The organism is Paenibacillus shunpengii, assembly GCF_042684905.1.
GTDB classification, from domain to species: Bacteria; Bacillota; Bacilli; order Paenibacillales; family Paenibacillaceae; genus Paenibacillus; species Paenibacillus shunpengii.
This window is the reverse complement of sequence record NZ_JBHUMJ010000011.1, coordinates 167,385-187,033: the sequence shown is the minus strand read 5'-3', so window position 1 is coordinate 187,033 and position 19,649 is coordinate 167,385. Positions and strand designations below refer to the sequence as shown.

Below are 19,649 nucleotides of genomic sequence, written 5' to 3'. Positions count from 1 at the left end.
ATGATGCAGGAAGTCATAATCCATGCGGTGCTATTGGCATTTGGGCTTATATTGCCGCTGGGAGCTCAGAACCTATTCATCTTTAACCAGGGAGCAACCCAGTCGAGATGGATCTACGCTTTGCCTTCGGTCATCACGGCGGCAATATGCGATACCATCCTTATTGTACTTTCGATTGGGGGCTTGTCCGTCATTCTGGCGGGGCAAGAGGGGCTCACCGATATTATTTATATTGGGGGCTGTGTGTTTCTCTTATACATGGCCTGGACACTATGGCGGTCAGACAGCAGGCAGGGCGCCGAGAGAAGAGCCTTGTCTCCACGCAGACAAATTCTCTTCGCGGTATCCGTATCTGTCCTTAATCCGCATGCCATTATAGACATTCTGGGAGTAATCGGTACGAATTCTCTGGAGTATGAGGGAACCGAGCGGATTACGTTTACAATCGTAACCATAATTGTTTCGTGGTTATGGTTCATCCTGTTGTCTGCAGCAGGGAGACTCATGGGCAGATGGGATGAGAGCGGTAAGATCTCCTTTTATATGAATAAAGCCTCCTCAATGACAATGGCATTGCTCGCGCTGTATATGCTGTACAAGATTGTCTGAGGCAGCTGTAACCATTGAGAATTCAGTTAGATCTCTCTGGTATCTGCTTGGCATAAGGAATAGATTCGGCGTATTTATAAGTTAATCAAAAAAAGGGGATGGTCACTTAAGACCATCCCTTGCTCTATTTATCCGCCAATTTGAGACATTCGTCGAACGGTCGGTGTATGACTCTGTGCCTGCTGCTCCAGGGCGAGCGCCATCTCGTGGTTCTTCGGCTTGTTGCCAAGGGCCTTCAGAAATAACGCCGCTGTCGCCGCTGGATCTCCGGCCACCTTACGGACATTATATTCATCAGACCAGTAGAGACAGGCCTTGATATGTCCATCTGCTGTTATACGCAGCCGGTTGCAGTTATCACAGAAGTGATCACTGACAGGGTGGATCAGGCCGAAGGTGCCCTGGGCTCCCCGAAGCTTGCGATATTCGGAGGGGCCATTCCCGTTCGGACCCGACGTGTCCTCTACTTCCCAGCCTGCTTCGGTACAGGCATTCAGTACCGTAGACAGCGGAAGGTAGGATTTGCGCCATGAATCATTGGCATGACCTATCGGCATATATTCAATAAATCTGACATGAAGCGGAGCATCCTTGGTCAGTGCAATGAAGTCCTTGATCTCGTCGTCATTGATGCCCTTCATCAGTACGACATTCAGCTTGATGGGATCCAGCCCAGCCGCTTGGGCAGCTTCAATGCCGCGAAGGACTTTGTTCACGTCACCGCCGCGTGTAATCATGGAGAAGCGATCCTTGCGCAAGGAATCCAGACTAATGTTAATTCGGGTCAGACCGGCGTCCTTCAGCAGTTGAGCTTTTTTCTCCAGAAAAATAGCGTTCGTTGTCAGGGCGATATCCTCGATCCCGTCAATCGCGGATATCATGGCGACCAGTTGTTCCAGATCTTTGCGTACCATGGGTTCACCGCCAGTCAATCGGACTTTACGAAGACCCATAGGTGCAAGCACCCTCAGAATTTGCGTAATTTCTTCAAAAGTCATAATGTCTTCATGAGGCGCGAATTCCATGCCTTCCTCAGGCATGCAATAAACACAGCGTAAATTACAGCGGTCCGTAACCGAGATTCGTATATAATCGTGAATCCGGCCAAAAGGATCTTGCAGCAGTTCCATTCCAGATCCACCTTCCTTTAACGAATAATATTATACGCTTTGTAAAAATCAATCTATAATATTACCATAGCATACAATGCCCGTTCATTTATAGACAAGGATTTTCATTTATGAGGAGTGGAAGTGTGACTGTGAATCCGATACAGGTAGGTATTCTGATATTTGATGATGTAGAGCTGCTCGATTTTGCGGGACCGCTTGAGGTGTTCTCTCTGGTCGCTACGACGAAGGCGAGTGGACAAGATTACTTGCTGGAGCCTTTTCATGTGACGACGATCTCGGAGCACGGGGGACAGGTTGCAACTCGGAACGGTCTCAAGGTTATAGCAGATTACAGTCTTGAAGCTGCGCCTGAATACGATATCTTGATTGTTCCTGGAGGTTATGGCACGCGCAAGCTGGCACAGAATGTTAAGGTTCTTGAATGGATTCGCCAGCAGACCACGAAGGCGAGCTGGGTGGCTTCCGTATGCACAGGGGCATTTGTTCTTGCCGAAGCGGGCCTCCTGGATGGCAAACGCGCAACCACAGGCCAAGCGAGCTTGGAGCGGATGCGCATGACGTATCAGGACAAGGATATTCATATCGAAGATCGCGTCAAATATGTGGAGGACGGAAAGATCATCACTTCAGGCGGAATCTCGACCGGTATCCCGATGGCCTTGTATCTCGTTGAGAAGATGCTGGGCATTGATGCAGCCCTGACTGTCGCAAGAGATATGGAATATGATCTTACCTTGTTTGAAGATAGAAATTTAGCATAAGCCTCATATGGAAACAGGAATTCAGCTCGAAATGAGTTGAACTTCGATCTGCTGCTCCAATGCTTCCACATCAGCAGGCGTTACGACCCCTGCCATCTTATGAAGAGCTGCTGCTGTACCGCAGGCGGCTCCGTGCTTCAGAATAGCAGGCAGATCGCCCTCGTGCTGAAGGGAAGCAGCAACGAGCCCTGCGACCATCGCATCCCCGCTGCCAAGAGGGCTGACGATGCGTACATTTGGAATCGTAATGTGATATACTGCCTCTCGTGTAGCAGCGAGAGCGCCCTCTGCACCGAGCGAGACCACAGCGAGTCCTGCTCCGGCTTGGACAAGCATACTTGCTGCAACCATCGCGGTATCCGGGCTCGCTACCGGCATCCCGGCGAATTGGGCTGCCTCATCGGCGTTCGGCTTCACAAGATCCGGGCCGCCAGCAAGCCCTGCCGCCAGTGCCGCACCGCTCGCATCGAGCGCGGTGCGCGCACCCTGGGCCTTCGCCAGCTGAATCAGCTCGGCGTAAGTGGCGGGCGGGCAGCCCTCCGGAAGGCTGCCCGAGAAGATGACCCAGGCGGAGTCCCGCGCCAGGGTCTCTACCTTGCGGCGCATCGCCGCAAGCTCATCGCCGGCGATACAGGGACCCGCCTCGATGAGCTCGGTCTGGGTGCTCGCCACAGGGTCGAGCACCGTAATGGCAAGCCGCGTTTCTCCGGCCGCGGCTGCCACGGGGTCTGCTGCAATCCCTTCGGCCTGCAGCAGATCCAGCAGTTGCCGGCCCGTGTGTCCGGCAACAAATGCGGCCACGCGCACCGGAACGGAGAGCGCGTGCAGTACTCGGGCGGCATTAATGCCCTTGCCGCCCGGTACGGTGACCGCGCTGCCGATACGATGCACGCGGTCCAGGGCATATTGCGGCACGGTGTACACCTTGTCCAGTGCCGCGTTTAGCGTAACGGTGGTCACCACGCCGTTTCGATACACATCCTTCATTTTTTTACCTCCTTATGTCCGAGCCTCGAAATCAGGCTGGATTATTGTCGGTTTCTTGCTCTGCGTAAAGTTTTTTCTTCCCTTAACACTATACTTTACTCTTCCTTTCTCATATAAAAAAGCTCCAAGAAACAGAGGAGACCCTGTTCCTTGGAGCTAACATGACAGATTGATCGTTCATAATGCTGCTATATGGGCTTGTTCTAGAATGAAATGTTTAGATTAAGCTCATCTGCTCATTAATCGTCAATCCGTTTTTTCTTGAACTTGGACAGAATTTCATACACAATCGGCACGATAACGAGTGTCAGCAATGTGGAGCTGATCAGACCGCCGATTACGGTAACGCCAAGTCCTTTAGAGATAATACCCGCGCTGTTTTCCCATCCGAAGACGAGCGGCAGAAGCGCACCAATGGTCGCAAGTGCAGTCATCAGGATCGGACGAAGACGAGTGGTTCCCGCTTCAAGCAAGGCTTCTCTAGTGGACATTCCTTCATTTTCTTTATGAATAACACGGTCGATCAAGACGATCGCGTTCGTGACTACGATACCAATCAGCATCAGTCCGCCCATGAGGGACGATACATTGAGTGTCTCGCCTGTAATGAGCAATCCAACAAGCGCACCAATAACGGTGAACGGCAGGGAGAACAAGATTGCAAATGGAGCTAGACCTCCGCCGAAGGTTACAACGAGTACGAAATAGACAATGGCAATCGCCGCCAGCATGGCAAGGCCAAGCTGTGAGAAGGTCTCATTAATCTGCTCAGTTACACCGCCGAATTCAACATGAACGCCTTCTGGCAGCTCCATATTGTTAACGGCTTCCTCTACAGTAGCTGAAGCAGCACCAACGTCAGCGGACAGGATGTTTGCTGTTACCTGTACCACAGTCTCCCCATCAATCTGCATAATGGATGCCGGGGTTGTTCCTTCTTCTACAGTAGCCACTTCACTGATTGGAACCTCAATTCCAAGTGGGGAAGTAAGAGTTTCTTCTTCAATTTCCTTAATACTTGCGTATTGCTTTTCTTCTGTTTCGATATACACGTTATAGTTCTTGCCGTCAACTTCAACTTCGGTCAGGACAGGACGCTCATTTTGCGGAGCAAGCGCCATCGCCAGTTGACCTGCTGTCAGGCCAAGGGAGCTCAGTTTTTGCTGATCGGCTACAAGTGTATATTGATCATAGCCTTCTTCAAGGGTGGATTCTGCTTTTTCGAAGTTCTCAGTATCCGCCTTAACGACTTCGAGAACGTCATCTGCGACAGGCTTAATCTGTTCCACATCATCACCGAAGATGCTGACGGTCAGTGTGTTTCCACCCATGCCGGCTGCCATATCCAGAGTGGACCATTCACCTTCTGGCACACGCTCCTGAAGTCCTTCAATGATCGGTTCTGTTGCTTCAGATATACTTACGCCATCTTCAAAGATCAGGTAGAAGAGACCGGAGTTGGACGATCCGCCCATCGCTGCCATCGGGTTACCGCCGCCTACGGAGTACTGCATGCTCTTCACGCCTTCAGAATTCAGGATGAATTCTTCGACTTCAAGTGTACGCTCTTCAACCGTTTCCTGTGTTGCACCTGGCTCTGGGCTGTAGGTTATCAGTGTATAGTTGGTACCTTGTTCAGGGATGAAGCTGGTTCCAATGAAGCGGGTCAGGAACAAGCTGCCTACCAGCAGGAGTACAGCTGCAATAATGGTAATGGACTTGTGGTTCAGCGTCCAATTCAGAATTTTCTTATATCCGCCAGCCATTTTGCCCGGCTTCTCATCATGATTAACCTTGTTCTTAAGTCCGCCTCTGAAGAGGGAATGTGCCATTGCCGGAACAATTGTAATCGCCACAACCAAGGAAGCCAGCAAGGCAAATACCATCGTCAATGCAAACGGCATAAACAATTCACCGACCATACCGCTGACAAGGGCAAGCGGAAGGAACACGGCAATCGTAACGATCGTTGAAGACATGATCGGAACGAACATTTCACGCGTCGCGGAGAGGATCAATTCACGACCCTTGAGCTTCTCACCGGAATGTGCCAGCCGTCGATATATATTCTCGATAACGACAATGGAGTCATCGACAACCCGGCCGATCGCTACAGTCATCGCACCCAGGGTCATGACATTAAGCGTGATATCCATCAAGTTCAGTACTGTAAGTGCAATAAGCAGAGACAGTGGGATGGAAATGACGGAGATCAGCGTTGAACGCCAGTCGCGCAGGAAGATCAGAATAATAATGATCGCAAAGAGTGCGCCGTATAATGCTTTGGAGAGCATCGTATGAACGGAATCCTCAATCGGTTGACCTTGGTCAAGCAGAAGATCCAGGTTGATGTTATCGTACAGTCCTTCAAGGTCAGCAGAAGCGTCCTTAATACCATTGACTACATCAACAGTATTGGCATCATTTGCTTTTACGATGGAGAAACCAAGAGATTCTGCTCCGTTGGTACGAGAGATCGACTCGGCCTGACCGATAACTTCTATTTTAGCAATTTCACTAAGCTTAACAGTAGGTATTCCTGCTGCGGCACCCGCACCCGCACCAGCGCCAGTACCTGCACCGGCGCCTGCACCAGCACCCGCGCCCGCGTCAGCACCGGCGCCTGCACCAGCACCCGCGCCCGCGTCAGCACCGGCGCCTGCACCTGCGTCGGCACCCGTACCAGCGCCAGCACTCGCGCCCGCGCCAGCACCCGTACCTGCACCGGCGCCTGCACCACTAGGAACAGCTGGAATTTCAATGTTCTCCAAATCTTCAATGCTAATGATGTTGCCGTCTACAACGACAGCCTTCTCGGCATCATCCAGGTTAAAGAGTCCGAGAGGAGCGCGCATAGAGGAAGCTTGAACGATATTTTGCACCGTTTCTTGGGTAAGTCCAAGCTCTGCCATCTTGGCATCATCGAAATTCAGTGTTACTTCTCTCGCATATTGACCCGAGATTTGAACGGAAGCAACGCCATCCACGTCCTCGAAGGCAGGGGCGATGTCATTCTCGGCAATACGAGTCAAATCCTCCAACGATTCTCCGTTCTTCCCAGATAAGCTGATCGAAGCAACAGGGAAGGAGTTAATGCTGAATTTGGAAATGCTTGGCTTCTGTGCATCGTCTGGAAGCTGAACATCATTCAGCACCTCGCGTACAGCAGCCGTCGCATTATCCAGATTGGTTCCATAATCGAATTCAATATTAACAGAAGCAACATTCTCCATAGAGGTGGATGTGATATTCTTGATCCCCTCAACATTACGGAGTGTTTCTTCAAGCGGCTTGGTCACTTCTTCGACGACAGCCTCAGGGGCTGCACCTGGATACACGGCATTGACGCTCAGGAAGGGTACGTTGATATTTGGTATCGTTTCCTGCTTCATCGTGAGACCGCTGTACAAGCCGGTAAAGATCAGGATGATCGTCAGAATCCAAATCGCTAATTTGTTTTTTAGCGAGAAGTTTATAATTCCTTTCATTCTTAAGTTTCTTCTCCTCTCTCTTTAGCACAAAGTTGTAAGCATGTTTCTATTCTCTCCACTTCAAATACATATCGAACACTAGCTGTAGCTCCTGGACAAGCTCTTGAACACCAGTCACTTGCTTCAGATTGGCAATCATACCAAGAATGATGGCACGTCTGGGCTTAAGCTCGAAGAACTCGTCTTCCAGTATAGAAAGCGAATCAAGCGTGTCCTCACGCAGGCGTTCCTCCAGTTCTTCACTGCTCCGAACCGCATGTCGAATTTCCTTGATGAGGAACAGAGGGTGCTTTCTGGAGTCATGCTTGTGGAGATTTTCTTCCACCCACGGAAGCCATAGATCTTTTGGAATAAAAGGCTCACGCTGATCGCGAATTTTGGCCTCGGCAATAATATCCAGCGTTTCTACCAGATACTCAGCCATCCGGTGTAGATGAATGGATAACAGCTCCGTAACAATCAGCTTCAAGTAAGATCCCATCATACTATGAAGCTGGAGCGCAAGATCAACCGAGTAAGGAAGCACTTCTGGACCATATATATCGACCATCTTCTGGCTGAACAATTTCATGGCGTGGGCGAGCATGCCCTCGGGCCATTTCTCCAGAGGAAATCCTTTATCTCCCCGGTTCGCCATATCCAGCATCTGAGCAATGAAGAACTCTCTGAGTTCAAGGAAATTCTCCAGCAGAATTTCAATTTGTCTGCGCAGCTTATCGCGTGGAGGCAGCTCCCGTTCCCGTTCCACTACGGCAATCTTGTCGTAAATCGTTTGGATGCAGTAGCTGACTACACTTTCCTGAAGCTCTTCCTTGGATTTGTAGTGGAGATACAGTGTCCCTTTGGAAATGCCGCACAGCTCCGCGATCTCCTGCATAGACGTTGCAGCAGGGCCTTTCGTAGAAAATAGCTGCAGTGCAGCGATTAGAATATGTTTTTTCTTATCCGTGGTTGAGTTCGACAATAATAGGATCACCTCTTTTCAGAACTCCCCGGTTCTTAATCTGACTAATGGGTCAGAAAAATTATATCTTAAAAAAACAGGAGAAACAACTCTTTGAATATGTATTGTGCTCGTCACAAAGTATTTTGAAAAAAGACAAGGGTGCATCAGGAAATTTCTCCTGTAACACCCTTGTCTTTCACTGATTCTTAACCGATCAGCTTTAGTCCGACAGCGGAGCACAAGATCATTGCAATAAACAATACGCGCTTCGCTTCTTTAGGTTCCCCAAAAATGAACATTCCAACAATAGTACTTCCGACGGTGCCAATTCCGGTCCATACAGCATATGCCGTACCCATAGACAAAGACTGCATTGCATAGGAGAGGAGGGAGAAGCTCAGCAGGAAGCTTACGCCCATCAACAGGAAGTATTTTTTTCCTTTCCCCGATGACATGCCTTTGATCCCAATAACACCAAGTATCTCACTCAGACCTGCAAAAATAACTGCTGCCCATGCCATTTAGGTCAGACCTCCTTTCGTTTCTTGCTTCGACGATTGATCCGTTACCAGCTTGAGTCCGACTACACCGGCTAACAATAGTGCGATTAAGAGTACTTTGGATAAGCGGAAGGGCTCTCCGAACAAGAGCATTTCCGCAATGACGGTACCTGCGGTACCCAGTCCAGTAAATACGGCATAGACCGTCCCGACAGGCAGCCGCTTGGCAGCCTGAATAATGAGCCAGAAGCTCACGGCAATCGATACTACAGTAGCAATCCACTCCAGCGGTGTTTCCGCGTGCTTTAGGCCAGAGACCCAAATAACCTCGATGACTCCTCCGAGGATAACAAATAACCAGTTGCGATTCATGAAGATGACTCCTTTGTATGAAAAAGTTGAAGACCATGCCAGAACACGGGCCAGGCGGCTTCGACACGTTTCTGATAACGCTCCATGCCCCCGTAGAGCAGCTCAACCGTCGTGCCGTCAACCAGCGTCATATAGCTGATGGCGATTTGAGCTGCGTGAGTGCGTTCATAAGATTGACGCACCAGAAATTTGGCGAGCACTCTCTCCAGGCCATCCAGAAACGGATACACCATATGACTAACCTCATAATTCAGGGATGCCGGCGGAAAATAGCTGACTCGCATGAGCAGCTTGGCGGCGTCCTGAGATTCGAATTCTTTCCCAAACCAATCGAAGAACCCATGAAGGCATTCTTCAAGCGTACTATGCTTATTGGACTGCTCCTGAAAATAAGTCAGGATTCGTCTGCGTTCCAGCTGGAACACATACTCCACGACATGGATGAACAGGTCGTCCTTATTTTTATAATGTGCGTAGATCGACGGCTTCTTGATTCCGACTTCATCCGCAATTTTGCGGAGGGAGGCCCCTTCATAGCCCTCGAGTGCAAATTGACTTAGCGCGGCTTCTTTTATCTTGTCTGAACTCATTGTCATTCACCTACCTAACGATCGTTAGTCTAACGTGGTTAACGTTCAATGTCAACTAGTTATGCTGATAATATGGGCGATAGGAATACAGAAATAACCGCTGAATGATCATTCAGCGGTTATCAGATCAACGTTTATCAGAAAGTAGTGAAGCCGAGAGCATATTGAATCTTGTACAGAATGCCGGTCCAGAACGTAGTAGGGTCCTCATATGCCGATAGATCAAGAGTGAATTCGCCGTCCTTATTGCTCCATAAACGTTTAAAGTATTGAGATACATCAGCAGCAATCTTGCTGTCCGAAGGAGCTTCAATCCATAGATTGTTTTCTAGATTGTAGTCATTTAAATTACGGGGAGTGAAATTGGTTGATCCCCCTAGCATCATATGGTCTCCAGAACGGCGCTCCAGATACAGCAGCTTGGTATGATATTGTTCCTTGGTCGTGTTATACCATCTGATCTTGATCCTGCCCTTGGACTTCTCAGTCAGCTCTTCGGCAACCGGGCGGTTAGGGATACCGATCTTCTTCTGTCCAAAAGCATTCTCGTTCGGATCAAGAATGATCCTAATCTCAACTCCCCGCTCCGATGCTTCCAGCAGGGCTTCCTTCACCGCTTTGTCCGCCAAGTAAAACATCCCCATCCATAGGGTATCTCCAGACTGAGACTGCTCGATTAAAGATATCGCATGCTTCGCTATTTTCCCTTCGGTCAGATAGCGCACCCGAATAGGCCCTGACTCAGCATTCTCTGGTGCAGTATATTCGGGAAGCTTGCCTGCGGAGGATAAATCCATGGCAGCCTGTTCTGTCTTGAGAATGTCTCCGATAATCGGACCTGAGACCTCAAAGGCAATGTTGGAGTGATAGACGCTGGCGTCGTGAATATTGGCAGAAGCAACGATAGCTGTCTGTTCGCTGGCTACAAGCTTGCGGTGATTGGCTTTCACATTCAGCAGCTTGAGATAGGAGCGGAAGGTCACATCAGGACCGTTTGTGGCCATGAGATTCGGCAGCCAGCCGGTTCCCTGTTCACCAAACCATTGAAAGTATGTACGCCATACAGCAGAGTAGAAGGGGGTTGAATCCCTGAGCGGATCCACATTGGTTACGACTACCCGGATTCCACTGGCTTTCATTTGCTCCAGCAAGGCGTTGGGGTGAGAGTTGTAATTGGTGTTGACTTCATCTGTAATGAATACGATATACATATCAGGATTCGCTTGCTTTTTCTTGATCAGCAGGTTGGTGAAACGCTTGCTCACTTGGGGAAATGTCTGGTTTGCGTGCTCATAATGGTTAAACAGGAACATATCGATGACAAGAAATTGTTCTGCCTCTTGAACAATTTGTTCCATCCGCTTAATGATGCGTTGTTCATGTCGTTCGGTACCCTCCGGCGCTTTCGGATCGGGATAGGTCAGATCAGCAAAAAACTCGACATGCTCTACATGATGAACAGGTCCCTCGAAGGATACACCTTCAGGCAGAGGTTTATTCATTTGATACACAATGACACCTGCAAGCCATAGTATGTTAAGGATGATAAACCACAGGAGGAGCTTTTTTATAGAGAATTTTTTCTTGGAAACAGCTGAGCTCGATGCCTGCGTATGATGCGGATGATGTAGATTGTTCATTGATGAAGACGCCCCTTCAAAAGTAATAAATATAAGATAGGATGATGGGTCACATATCATGATTTCTATATCCTGCACATTATTAACGCCAACATACGGGAGATGAAGCAAATCAGCCGGCTTAGAGGCATCGACAAGGGTAATCCGTTTATGTATAATAAATGTACTTTATCTTTACCGAACGTCATAATATATAATGTCATTCATTATACGGGTAGTCCAAACTGCATAAGTCTGATTGAATAGATAAAAATCTTGCTATAAAAAAGTTTTTTATTTTTTTTGTTTAATAATTAACCTACCGGTGTAAATAATTATTATTGCCTTTATACTGGTTATCTAACTTTTAGAAAGTATATTTTGGAAAGTCTATGAATATTGTCTAGCATAACCGCCAATCTTAATAAATACATAGAAAGGTGTGCCTAAAACATGAAGCCTGTACATAAGAAAAAGCAAGCCATTGTGATTGGAGCTGGACCCGGCGGTTTGGCAGCAGCGATGCTGTTATCAGGGCAAGGCTATGAAGTGGATCTGTACGAGAAGCAGCCTGTGATCGGGGGGCGTTCTGCGAGATTAACGCTGGGAGAGTATAAATTTGACCGAGGTGCTACTTTCCTGATGATGCCTCATCTAATAGAAGAAATGTTCACACAAGTCGGGCGTTCACTCCATGACTATGTGGATATGCAGCAGCTGGACCCGCTGTATACTCTTCATTTTGGGGACAAAGTGTTCGCTCCTTCGAGTGATGAAGCGAAGACCGCGAAGGAGATTGCCCGTGTGTTCCCTGGGGACGAGGACAATTATCTTCGATTCATGAAGGATGAGAAGGCTAAATATGAGAAGGTGGAGCCGCTATTACGCAGACCTTTTGGCAAGCTGACGGATTATCTTAAATCGGACGCAGTCAGAGCCCTGCCTTATTTGCATTTGAACGATACCGTGTACGGGAGATTATCCCGTTATTTCAAGGATGAACGTCTTCGCTGGGGCTTCACTTTTCAGGCAAAATATCTAGGTATGTCTGCTTGGGATTGTCCTGGTACCTTTACGATTCTGTCTTATATAGAGCATCATTTCGGGCTTCATCATCCGCAGGGCGGTGTGAATCAGGTGTTTCGCGCCATGGAGGAAGTCATCAAGGAGCACGGCGGCCGGATTCATACTTCGAGGCCCGTGCAGAAGATTTTGGTGGAGGAAGGAAGAGCAGCAGGGGTACTACTGGATGACGGACAAAAGGTATATGCCGATCATGTGGTACTGAATGCTGATTTTTCCTCGTCTATGGTCAAACTGTTTGAGCCTGGTGTACTGAAGAAATATACGCCTGAGAAGATTCGTAACAAAAAGTATTCCTGTTCAGGTGCGATGCTCTATTTGGGTGTGAACAAGAAGATTGATCTGGCGCATCATTCCGTCCATTTCGCAGCGGATTATCGGAAGAATGTCGATGAAATGACAGTGCACAAAACGCTGTCTGCAGATCCTTCTATCTATATACATAACCCGTCAGTGCTGGATCCGACACTGGCTCCTCCTGGAAAATCTTCGCTGTACGTGCTGATGCCGTCTCCGAATACGACAGCAGACATTGACTGGGAAGCGCAGAGGGAAGAAATCAGGCAATCAATGATGAACCGCCTCGAGCAAATTCCTGAGCTGAAAGGGCTGTCCGAGCATATTGAGGAAGAAATGTTCTTCACTCCCCTTCAGTGGGAAGAGGAGCTTGATATCTATAATGGAGCCTTATTTAACCTGGCCCATGGGCTTGATCAAATGATGTATCTAAGGCCCCATAATCAATTTGAGGAATTGGAGAGTCTCTACCTGGTTGGTGGAGGAACGCATCCAGGCAGCGGGCTGCCTACGATTTTTGAATCAGCCAAGATCAGTGTTAGGCTCATTCAGGAGGCTGATGCACGCAAGCATCCAAGGAAGAACTATATGGGCAAAGCTAGGGAAGCGGGGCAATTGTCATGAGCACAACCAAGAAAATAGCCGTTATCGGCTCAGGTGTTGGAGGATTAACGACCGCTCTGCTTCTTACAAAACAAGGGTTTGAAGTGACGATCTACGAGAAGGCCGCTCGTGTAGGAGGCCGCCTCGCATATGAGGAAGAGGGACCTTACCGGATTGACCAGGGTCCTACGATCGTCCTCCTGCCGGAGATGCTGCTCGGCATTCTCGAGGAAGCGGGTATTGATAGATCCCGTATAGATCTGATCCGCTGTGATCCGATGCATCGATTCTATTTTGAGGACGGTAAGGTTCTGTCGAAGTGGTCTGACCGTGAGGAACAGATCGAGGAGATTAATCGTGTGTTTCCGGGTGAGGGTGCCGGCTTTCAGCGTTTCATGGAGGACATGGACCCGCTCTTTCCATCAGGAGTAAGTACGATCCTTGAACGGCCGTTTCCGAGAAGGAGAGACTTCTATACACGGGAAGTCACTCGGCTATTGAAGGATATGAGGGCATATACCAGCTTAAGATCTGCGATGGGCCGTTATTTTAATAACGAGCAGCTCAAGGATGCTTATTCGCTGCAAAGCTTGTATATTGGGGGCTCACCATTATCTACCCCTGGCATTTATACGCTGCTTCCCTATGCGGAGCATCAATTTGGAGTCTGGATGGTAAGAGGCGGTTACGCTTCCCTTGCTTCTCTGCTGGCGGATGAGCTGCTGGCACGGGGCGGGGAGATTCGGCTGAATGAGGAAGTGGAGACGCTTATTGTGGAGAATCGGGAATGCAAGGGTGTCATTACTCCTCAGGGCCCTGCCTTATATGATGCCGTCGTTTATAATGGGGATTTTCCCGAAATATCGAAGCTGATGAACGGGAAGATCCGAACTAGAAGAAAGTATACCGCTTCGTCTGGCTGTCTCCTCGTCTATCTGGGGGTAGATAAGAGATTTCCTGAAGCAACGGCGCATCAGTTCTTTCTGCCAGATCGTTTTGTATCCAATATGAAGGAAGTGTTCCTGAAACGATCATTGCCGGACAACCCTTCATTCTATGCATTTAATCCGGTTGCTGTGGATGAGACAGCTGCACCTGAAGGACACAGCGTACTCTACTTCCTTATACCTGTGCCCAATGCTGAAGGAATAGAAGATTGGAAAGATGCGGAAGCTATAGTGGATAAAGTGCTGGAAGCTGCTGAGATGAAGGCTTTTTCCGGGCTTCGAGAAGCCATCCGATGGCGCAAGATTCGCACACCAGAGGATGCCAGACGAGACGGGTTATACGGCGGCGGCAGCTTCGGCATAGCTCCGGTCTTGTTTCAATCCGGCGTCTATCGGCCACAGCCCAAGCCGTATCCGAACATTCGAGGCTTGTTCGCAGCAGGAGCCTCTGTTCACCCAGGCGGTGGAATACCGATTGTTATGCAAGGCGCAAGGTTATGTGCAAACGAGTTGATAAAGGAGATGGGATAAATGAATGAAGCGATTATATCACGCTGTGAGGAAATGATACGAAAGGGCTCTGCTTCGTTTTACCATGCCTTTCGCGGTTTGCCCAGCCCAAGACGGGAAGCGGTCTTCGTTATCTACGCCTTCTGTCGTCTGATCGATGACAGTGTAGATGAGCCGGACCAAGCGCCGTATTCCATTTTTCAGCTGCAGCATCATTTGAAAGAGCTGGATCAGGCTGAGGGACATTTCATATGGCCGGCCCTTCGCTGGCTGTTCGGAGAATTTCCGAATCTGACGAAGGAGCCCTTCTTCCGCCAAATGGAGGGGCAGATCTCGGACCTGACTCTAACGCACTATTCTACGATGGAGGAGCTGGAGCATTACTGCTATCTGGTAGCAGGCACGGTAGGAGAGATGCTGCTTCCTGTTCTTCGCGATGATAACAGTGTATCCGCCATGACTTCGGGTATTGCGCTTGGCAAGGCGATGCAGATTGTGAATATTATACGCGATGTCGGTGAGGACAAGGCTCGTAACCGCAGATACATTCCGATGGAGCTGATGGTCAGACACGGTTATACGATGAAGGATTTTGATGAGGGAATTGTGGATGAACGCTTTATCTCCGTCATTCGGGAATTACAAGAGATCGCAAGCCGGTGGTTTGAAGAGGGGCTGGCCGATGTTGATACGTATCCGCCGCTCAGCGGCTTTGCTGTAGAGCTGGCAGCCTCGTTCTATGCTTCCATTCTGGATGCGGTAGAGGTGAATCAATATGATGTGTATACCAAGCGGGCATTTGTAACAGATGAGCGAAAAATGAAGCTCTTCCTTAAGCTTGCGGCCAAGCATAAGAAGCGCTCTGGCAAGCGTAATAAAGCAGCGGTGTCCTAAGATGATTCAGATTGTATATTGGATATGGTACAGCATTGGTGCAGTGCTGCTGCTGACCATTGGTGTTCCTGAATATTTGAACTTCTCTAATGGATTATTCCTCGTCTTCTACGCATTGTGTGCGCTCAGTCTTGTGTTTGGTAGACAGCTGAACCCCGCCATGTCTAATCAGCCTCATGAATGGTGGAGAAGACCTGCTGTATGGCTAATTGCCTTCCTCATGTGGCTAGGTGGAATGGGCGTAGAGTGGTTGGGAGTCCACAGCGGCTGGCCATTTGGTGAATACAGCTATTCATTTCTGTTCGGCTTCCATGTATTTTCGGTGCCGTTCACACTCGGTTTTGCATGGATTGCTGTAGTAGGAAATGCTGCGCTGCTGAGCGGTGGTGGTCATGGTGTAAGAGGTAGACTTATTCGAGCACTGAAGGTCGGAACATGGGCTCTTGTGATGGATCTGGTACTGGACCCTGTTATGCATCAGCGGGAATTTTGGAGCTGGGAGGGGGTGGGCGGATTCTACGGGGTGCCGTGGACGAATTTTTCCAGCTGGTTCATTATGGGCGCAATTTTGTCCCTGCTGCTGCCTCCGATTGACTACAATCCGTCTCTCCAGCGCAGAGGGAAGCTGCTGTACCAAATGTTCATTTTATTGTTTGGGCTGCTGGCGCTTCAAGATGGACTGTACGGTTCTACCATCATTGCGGCTGTTGCCATCTTTGTAGCAGAGGGGAGTCATCAATATGCTGTCCGCAAACAAGTCCCGATTCTTTAACAAGCTGTTCTCGATATACAATGAAAAATACTTGCTTGAGCGCAGATTCAGCTATATTGGTATTCGCGGACAGCTGGATCCTGCAGATTCCAAATTGCCTGTCCTCTACATCATGAATCACAGCTCTTGGTGGGATGGACTGCTTGTGCACCATGCGCTGCAGCGGCTGTCTTCTGGTGAGCACTATGTGATGATGGAGGAGGAGCAGCTGCACAAATTTGCGTTCTTTCGGAAGCTTGGCGCCTATTCGATACGCAAAGGCGATACGGGGGAAGTGCGCCAAACGTTAAACTACACACGTGAGCTGTTATCCGCAGGTCATAGAGTCTGGATCTTCCCGCAAGGGGAAATCCGGCATCAGGATGTTCGTCCGCTTGGCTTCGAGCGCGGGGTCGGACTGCTGCTGTCGCGCTTGCCCAACACGGCTGTAATACCGGTAACTCTTGTACACGGCTTGTACAGCCGGGATAAGCCTGAGGCGTTCTTGAATGCCGGGCACCCGATTATAGAGAACTGGTCCGATTACACCAGTCGTGAAATTACGGGGATACTGGAGGACGTGCTTACTGGGCAGCTGGAGAGACAGAAGCGCGAGATCATGGCTGCTCCTCTCGGACGGCCAGTAGAATACATATCTTTGATACACAGCAAGAGGTCAACGAGTGAGCGATTTGAGAAAGTGTTTGTGAAGCGGGGGGAGCAATAGACATGAATGTGCTTGCATATCTGCTCATGATTCTGTGCGGTATTTTGACTGTACAGCTGGTCTTCTCGATATGGAATAAAAGGCAGCTTCCGCGTCTTGGCGATGCAGGGAGCTCCTCTGCATTACACGGCTCTAAGCGTGCAATCCAATCCGGTTCCATAAAGGAATCGGGAGCCGCGAAAGGAAGGGCTTCCGATGTGGTCAAGGTCTCGATCCTGATCCCGGCCCGTAATGAAGAGCGGCATATCGGAGACTGTCTGGCCAGCGTGCTTGCCGCAGATACAGAGGGTATCCAGCTGGAAGTGCTTGTCCTCAATGACCGGTCAGAAGATGCGACCGGGCGTATACTGGAAGAGATGGCTGCGCAGGATTCTCGACTTCGCATTATAGATGGCAGGGAGCTTGCGCCCGGGTGGATGGGCAAATCCCATGCATGTCATCAGCTTGCTGAACAGGCAGCCGGGACATGGTGGCTGTTCATGGATGCGGATGTAAGGCTTGAGCGCCATGCGATAACTGCAGTTTTGAACACCGCAGTACAGCAGGGGACAGGACTTGTTACGGGCTTTCCTAGACAGGTTACAGGTACATGGCTTGAGAAACTGGTCGTACCGATGATGAAATTCACGATTATCAGCCATCTTCCGATTCGGCTTGTACGAGGCTCGGGTGACGCCAGATTTGTTGCGGCGACCGGAGCTTTTATGTTCATTCATCGCAATACCTATGAGCTTGCCGGAGGGCATGCCGCAATTAAAGCGGATCTGCTCGATGACATGCAGCTGGCCAGGGCAGTAAAACGCGCAGGGGAGCCGGTAACCTTGGCTGATATCCATCAGCATACCCATACCCGTATGTATCAGAATGCACGGGAGGTATGGAACGGATATAAGAAGAACCTGTTCGAGGGGCTGGGGCGCAGCGGTTTCCTGCTGACTCTCGTGCTGCTCATGTATGCCCTGCTGTACCTGCTGCCGCCGATGGGCCTTATCATAGGTATACTGACAGGTGATCCTCTGGTCATCGGCTATGGATTAGCTGCCACTCTGCTCGGCATGGGTGTGAAGAGGGTGGCCGACCAGGTGAACAGCCAGCCGCTGTGGCTCATGTTTCTGCATCCGGTCAGCATCGCCTGTGTCATTCTGATCGGAATATCCTCCTGGCTTGGAGCAGTCACAGGCAAAGGTTATGTGTGGAAAGGGCGGAGGTACAACTAATGAAGAAGAAGGCAGTCATTATCGGCGCAGGATTCGGAGGGCTGTCCTGCGCCATTCGTCTAGCATCGGAAGGAATGGATGTTACTGTGCTCGAGCGGCAGCAGCATCCAGGCGGCAAGCTTCAGAGAATTACGGAACAGGGCTATACCTTTGATCGAGGACCCAGCACAATCACGATGCCGCATGTGTTCCGCCAAGTGTTTGAGCAGTCCGGGGTCTCAATGGAAGACTACGTTCGGTTATATAACCTTGATCCGCGTACACGTAATGTTTTTGCGGATGGCAGTGTAGTGGATTTAACGAAAGACCGGGAACAGATGAAGGGGCAGATTGCCGTCTACAGTTCGAAGGATGCGCTGCGATATGAGGCATTCATGGAGGAATCCCAAGCACTGTACAGAGAGGCGGAGGGCAAGTTTCTGAATCGTCTGCTGCTCACCCCCAGAGACAAGTACAGCCTGTCCATGTTAAAGAGCCTTCTGCGAGTAAGGCCGCTCGTCAAGCTGGATACGCTGCTGCGTCGATATTTTGAACATCCGAATACACTGATGATGCTGGGGAGGTATGCTACGTATATCGGCGCATCCCCTTACAGTACACCGTCGATCTTCGCCATGCTGGGTCATGTGGAGGCCGATCTTGGTATTTACGGTGTAGAAGGAGGGACCTCTTCCCTCATTACGGGGATGGTAAAGCGGGCAGAAGAGCTTGGGGTACGCATTCATACTGAGGAGCATGTGAGTAAGCTGATTATCCGAAATGGGAGAGCGGCAGGAGTCCAGAGTGACAAGGGGGAATACACCGCAGATGTCGTGGTCGTAAATGGAGATGTGCTCAGCATGAACCGCCTGCTTATTCCTGAGCAATATCGCCCGTCTATGAATGATAAGGCAATCTCCCGGTACGAGCCCTCATTATCTGGCTTTGTAACGCTGTGCGGCGTGCGTAAGCAGTATGAGCAGCTGCTGCATCATACGGTGTTTTTCCCTGAGGTCTATCAGGATGAATTTACGGATATCTTTCAGAGACGACAGGCGGCGCAGGATCCGACACTGTATCTGTGTTATTCTGGTTACTCTGAGAAGGGAATGGCTCCGGACGGAAGCAGTAACTTATTTATACTGGCCAATGCCCCGTATGTGTCTGAGGGTTGGAGCTGGGAACAGCATACAGACACCTATCGGCAGCTGATTTTTGATAAACTCGCAGCAAGAGGCTTAGATGGACTGGATCAGTCCGAAGTTATCATCCATTACAACCCGGAGCAGATCGAGCAAGATACACTTGCCTATCGCGGCGGTATCTATGGTATATCCTCCAACACGGTGAACCAGACCTTCTTCCGGCCAGGTAACAAGCACAAGGATATTGAGGATTTATGGTTTGTCGGAGGAACGACACATCCAGGTGGAGGAACGCCGATTGTGACGTTGTCCGGTCAGCTTGTTGGAGAGCAGGTAGCGGGTAAGTATATAGGCTGAGATATTAGTGATTATGAAAAAAAGATGAGCAAGCTCACATCGATAAGCTGTATTCATTTCGTTATAATAGTTCAGGATCATAAAGAATGTGAAATCAATCTCACAACAACTCATGGGAGTGATGAGAGGAG

General features: G+C 49.5%; 17 protein-coding genes. 9 read left to right on the top strand and 8 right to left on the bottom strand.

The features are described from left to right. Positions 1-3: 3 nt before the first annotated feature. A complete protein-coding gene (locus ACFSVM_RS22825; protein ID WP_379265227.1) occupies positions 4-609 on the top strand; it encodes a LysE/ArgO family amino acid transporter in 606 nt (201 codons plus the stop codon). 128 nt (positions 610-737) lie between these two features. Here the strand turns inward: ACFSVM_RS22825 and moaA are convergent, their stop codons facing one another. Then, a complete protein-coding gene (gene moaA, locus ACFSVM_RS22820) occupies positions 738-1,739 on the bottom strand; it encodes a GTP 3',8-cyclase MoaA (protein WP_090724703.1) in 1,002 nt (333 codons plus the stop codon). A 125-nt stretch (positions 1,740-1,864) separates the two neighbouring features. Between moaA and ACFSVM_RS22815 the strand changes: the two genes are divergently transcribed. Further along, a complete protein-coding gene (locus tag ACFSVM_RS22815) occupies positions 1,865-2,503 on the top strand; it encodes a DJ-1/PfpI family protein (protein ID WP_379264765.1) in 639 nt (212 codons plus the stop codon). Between the two features lie 21 nt (positions 2,504-2,524). Here the strand turns inward: ACFSVM_RS22815 and ACFSVM_RS22810 are convergent, their stop codons facing one another. The 7 genes from ACFSVM_RS22810 to ACFSVM_RS22780 all read right to left on the bottom strand — a co-directional run bounded on the left by ACFSVM_RS22810 (position 2,525) and on the right by ACFSVM_RS22780 (position 11,029). Further along, positions 2,525-3,490: a 1-phosphofructokinase family hexose kinase gene (locus ACFSVM_RS22810; RefSeq protein WP_379264763.1), complete on the bottom strand. Its 966-nt coding sequence runs from the start codon at positions 3,488-3,490 to the stop codon at positions 2,525-2,527. A gap of 239 nt (positions 3,491-3,729) precedes the next feature. Continuing rightward, on the bottom strand, positions 3,730-6,978 hold the full coding sequence (locus tag ACFSVM_RS22805) for an efflux RND transporter permease subunit (RefSeq protein ID WP_379264761.1): 3,249 nt from the start codon (positions 6,976-6,978) through the stop codon (positions 3,730-3,732). A gap of 49 nt (positions 6,979-7,027) precedes the next feature. Then, a complete protein-coding gene (locus ACFSVM_RS22800) occupies positions 7,028-7,945 on the bottom strand; it encodes a TetR/AcrR family transcriptional regulator (RefSeq protein ID WP_379264759.1) in 918 nt (305 codons plus the stop codon). A 188-nt stretch (positions 7,946-8,133) separates the two neighbouring features. Further along, positions 8,134-8,448: a DMT family transporter gene (locus ACFSVM_RS22795; protein ID WP_076314467.1), complete on the bottom strand. Its 315-nt coding sequence runs from the start codon at positions 8,446-8,448 to the stop codon at positions 8,134-8,136. Further along, a complete protein-coding gene (locus ACFSVM_RS22790) occupies positions 8,449-8,799 on the bottom strand; it encodes a DMT family transporter (RefSeq protein WP_076314468.1) in 351 nt (116 codons plus the stop codon). It abuts the gene before it with no gap. Beyond that, positions 8,796-9,389: a TetR/AcrR family transcriptional regulator gene (locus ACFSVM_RS22785; protein WP_076314469.1), complete on the bottom strand. Its 594-nt coding sequence runs from the start codon at positions 9,387-9,389 to the stop codon at positions 8,796-8,798. Before ACFSVM_RS22785 ends, ACFSVM_RS22790 begins: the two co-directional genes overlap by 4 nt. A gap of 137 nt (positions 9,390-9,526) precedes the next feature. After that, complete coding sequence (locus ACFSVM_RS22780; RefSeq protein ID WP_379264756.1) at positions 9,527-11,029, bottom strand: phospholipase D family protein; 1,503 nt, start codon at positions 11,027-11,029, stop codon at positions 9,527-9,529. 432 nt (positions 11,030-11,461) lie between these two features. Here ACFSVM_RS22780 and ACFSVM_RS22775 point away from each other — a divergent pair, with 432 nt between their 5' ends. Genes ACFSVM_RS22775 through ACFSVM_RS22745 form a run of 7 tightly spaced genes read left to right on the top strand, consistent with a single transcriptional unit; the run spans position 11,462 to position 19,518 of the window. Continuing rightward, positions 11,462-13,012, top strand: coding sequence for a phytoene desaturase family protein (locus ACFSVM_RS22775; RefSeq protein WP_076314471.1), 1,551 nt, complete (start codon positions 11,462-11,464; stop codon positions 13,010-13,012). After that, positions 13,009-14,469 carry a phytoene desaturase family protein gene (locus tag ACFSVM_RS22770; RefSeq protein WP_076314472.1) on the top strand — a complete coding sequence of 487 codons (1,461 nt, stop codon included), beginning with the start codon at positions 13,009-13,011 and terminating at the stop codon, positions 14,467-14,469. Before ACFSVM_RS22775 ends, ACFSVM_RS22770 begins: the two co-directional genes overlap by 4 nt. Then, positions 14,470-15,342: a phytoene/squalene synthase family protein gene (locus ACFSVM_RS22765; protein WP_076314473.1), complete on the top strand. Its 873-nt coding sequence runs from the start codon at positions 14,470-14,472 to the stop codon at positions 15,340-15,342. It abuts the gene before it with no gap. 1 nt (position 15,343) lies between these two features. Beyond that, positions 15,344-16,114 carry a carotenoid biosynthesis protein gene (locus ACFSVM_RS22760; protein WP_379264753.1) on the top strand — a complete coding sequence of 257 codons (771 nt, stop codon included), beginning with the start codon at positions 15,344-15,346 and terminating at the stop codon, positions 16,112-16,114. Beyond that, positions 16,083-16,820: a lysophospholipid acyltransferase family protein gene (locus ACFSVM_RS22755; protein ID WP_379264751.1), complete on the top strand. Its 738-nt coding sequence runs from the start codon at positions 16,083-16,085 to the stop codon at positions 16,818-16,820. Before ACFSVM_RS22760 ends, ACFSVM_RS22755 begins: the two co-directional genes overlap by 32 nt. Before the next feature lie 2 nt (positions 16,821-16,822). After that, the gene (locus tag ACFSVM_RS22750; protein ID WP_379264749.1) at positions 16,823-18,037 is read left to right on the top strand and encodes a glycosyltransferase; all 1,215 of its coding nucleotides are present in this window, start codon (positions 16,823-16,825) and stop codon (positions 18,035-18,037) included. Further along, positions 18,037-19,518, top strand: a complete 1,482-nt coding sequence (locus ACFSVM_RS22745; RefSeq protein WP_379264747.1) for a phytoene desaturase family protein — start codon at positions 18,037-18,039, stop codon at positions 19,516-19,518. Before ACFSVM_RS22750 ends, ACFSVM_RS22745 begins: the two co-directional genes overlap by 1 nt. Positions 19,519-19,649 lie beyond the last annotated feature (131 nt).

Excerpts from the sequence above, each read along its gene's own strand:
- ACFSVM_RS22805 (WP_379264761.1), bottom strand. The coding sequence starts at position 6,978 with ATGAAAGGAATTATAAACTTCTCGCTAAAAAACAAATTAGCGATTTGG.
- ACFSVM_RS22760 (WP_379264753.1), top strand. The coding sequence starts at position 15,344 with ATGATTCAGATTGTATATTGGATATGGTACAGCATTGGTGCAGTGCTG.
- ACFSVM_RS22810 (WP_379264763.1), bottom strand. The coding sequence starts at position 3,490 with ATGAAGGATGTGTATCGAAACGGCGTGGTGACCACCGTTACGCTAAAC.
- ACFSVM_RS22770 (WP_076314472.1), top strand. The coding sequence starts at position 13,009 with ATGAGCACAACCAAGAAAATAGCCGTTATCGGCTCAGGTGTTGGAGGA.
- ACFSVM_RS22825 (WP_379265227.1), top strand. The coding sequence starts at position 4 with ATGCAGGAAGTCATAATCCATGCGGTGCTATTGGCATTTGGGCTTATA.
- ACFSVM_RS22775 (WP_076314471.1), top strand. The coding sequence starts at position 11,462 with ATGAAGCCTGTACATAAGAAAAAGCAAGCCATTGTGATTGGAGCTGGA.
- ACFSVM_RS22755 (WP_379264751.1), top strand. The coding sequence starts at position 16,083 with ATGCTGTCCGCAAACAAGTCCCGATTCTTTAACAAGCTGTTCTCGATA.
- moaA (WP_090724703.1), bottom strand. The coding sequence starts at position 1,739 with ATGGAACTGCTGCAAGATCCTTTTGGCCGGATTCACGATTATATACGA.
- ACFSVM_RS22780 (WP_379264756.1), bottom strand. The coding sequence starts at position 11,029 with ATGAACAATCTACATCATCCGCATCATACGCAGGCATCGAGCTCAGCT.
- ACFSVM_RS22795 (WP_076314467.1), bottom strand. The coding sequence starts at position 8,448 with ATGGCATGGGCAGCAGTTATTTTTGCAGGTCTGAGTGAGATACTTGGT.
- ACFSVM_RS22790 (WP_076314468.1), bottom strand. The coding sequence starts at position 8,799 with ATGAATCGCAACTGGTTATTTGTTATCCTCGGAGGAGTCATCGAGGTT.
- ACFSVM_RS22745 (WP_379264747.1), top strand. The coding sequence starts at position 18,037 with ATGAAGAAGAAGGCAGTCATTATCGGCGCAGGATTCGGAGGGCTGTCC.
- ACFSVM_RS22765 (WP_076314473.1), top strand. The coding sequence starts at position 14,470 with ATGAATGAAGCGATTATATCACGCTGTGAGGAAATGATACGAAAGGGC.
- ACFSVM_RS22785 (WP_076314469.1), bottom strand. The coding sequence starts at position 9,389 with ATGAGTTCAGACAAGATAAAAGAAGCCGCGCTAAGTCAATTTGCACTC.
- ACFSVM_RS22750 (WP_379264749.1), top strand. The coding sequence starts at position 16,823 with ATGAATGTGCTTGCATATCTGCTCATGATTCTGTGCGGTATTTTGACT.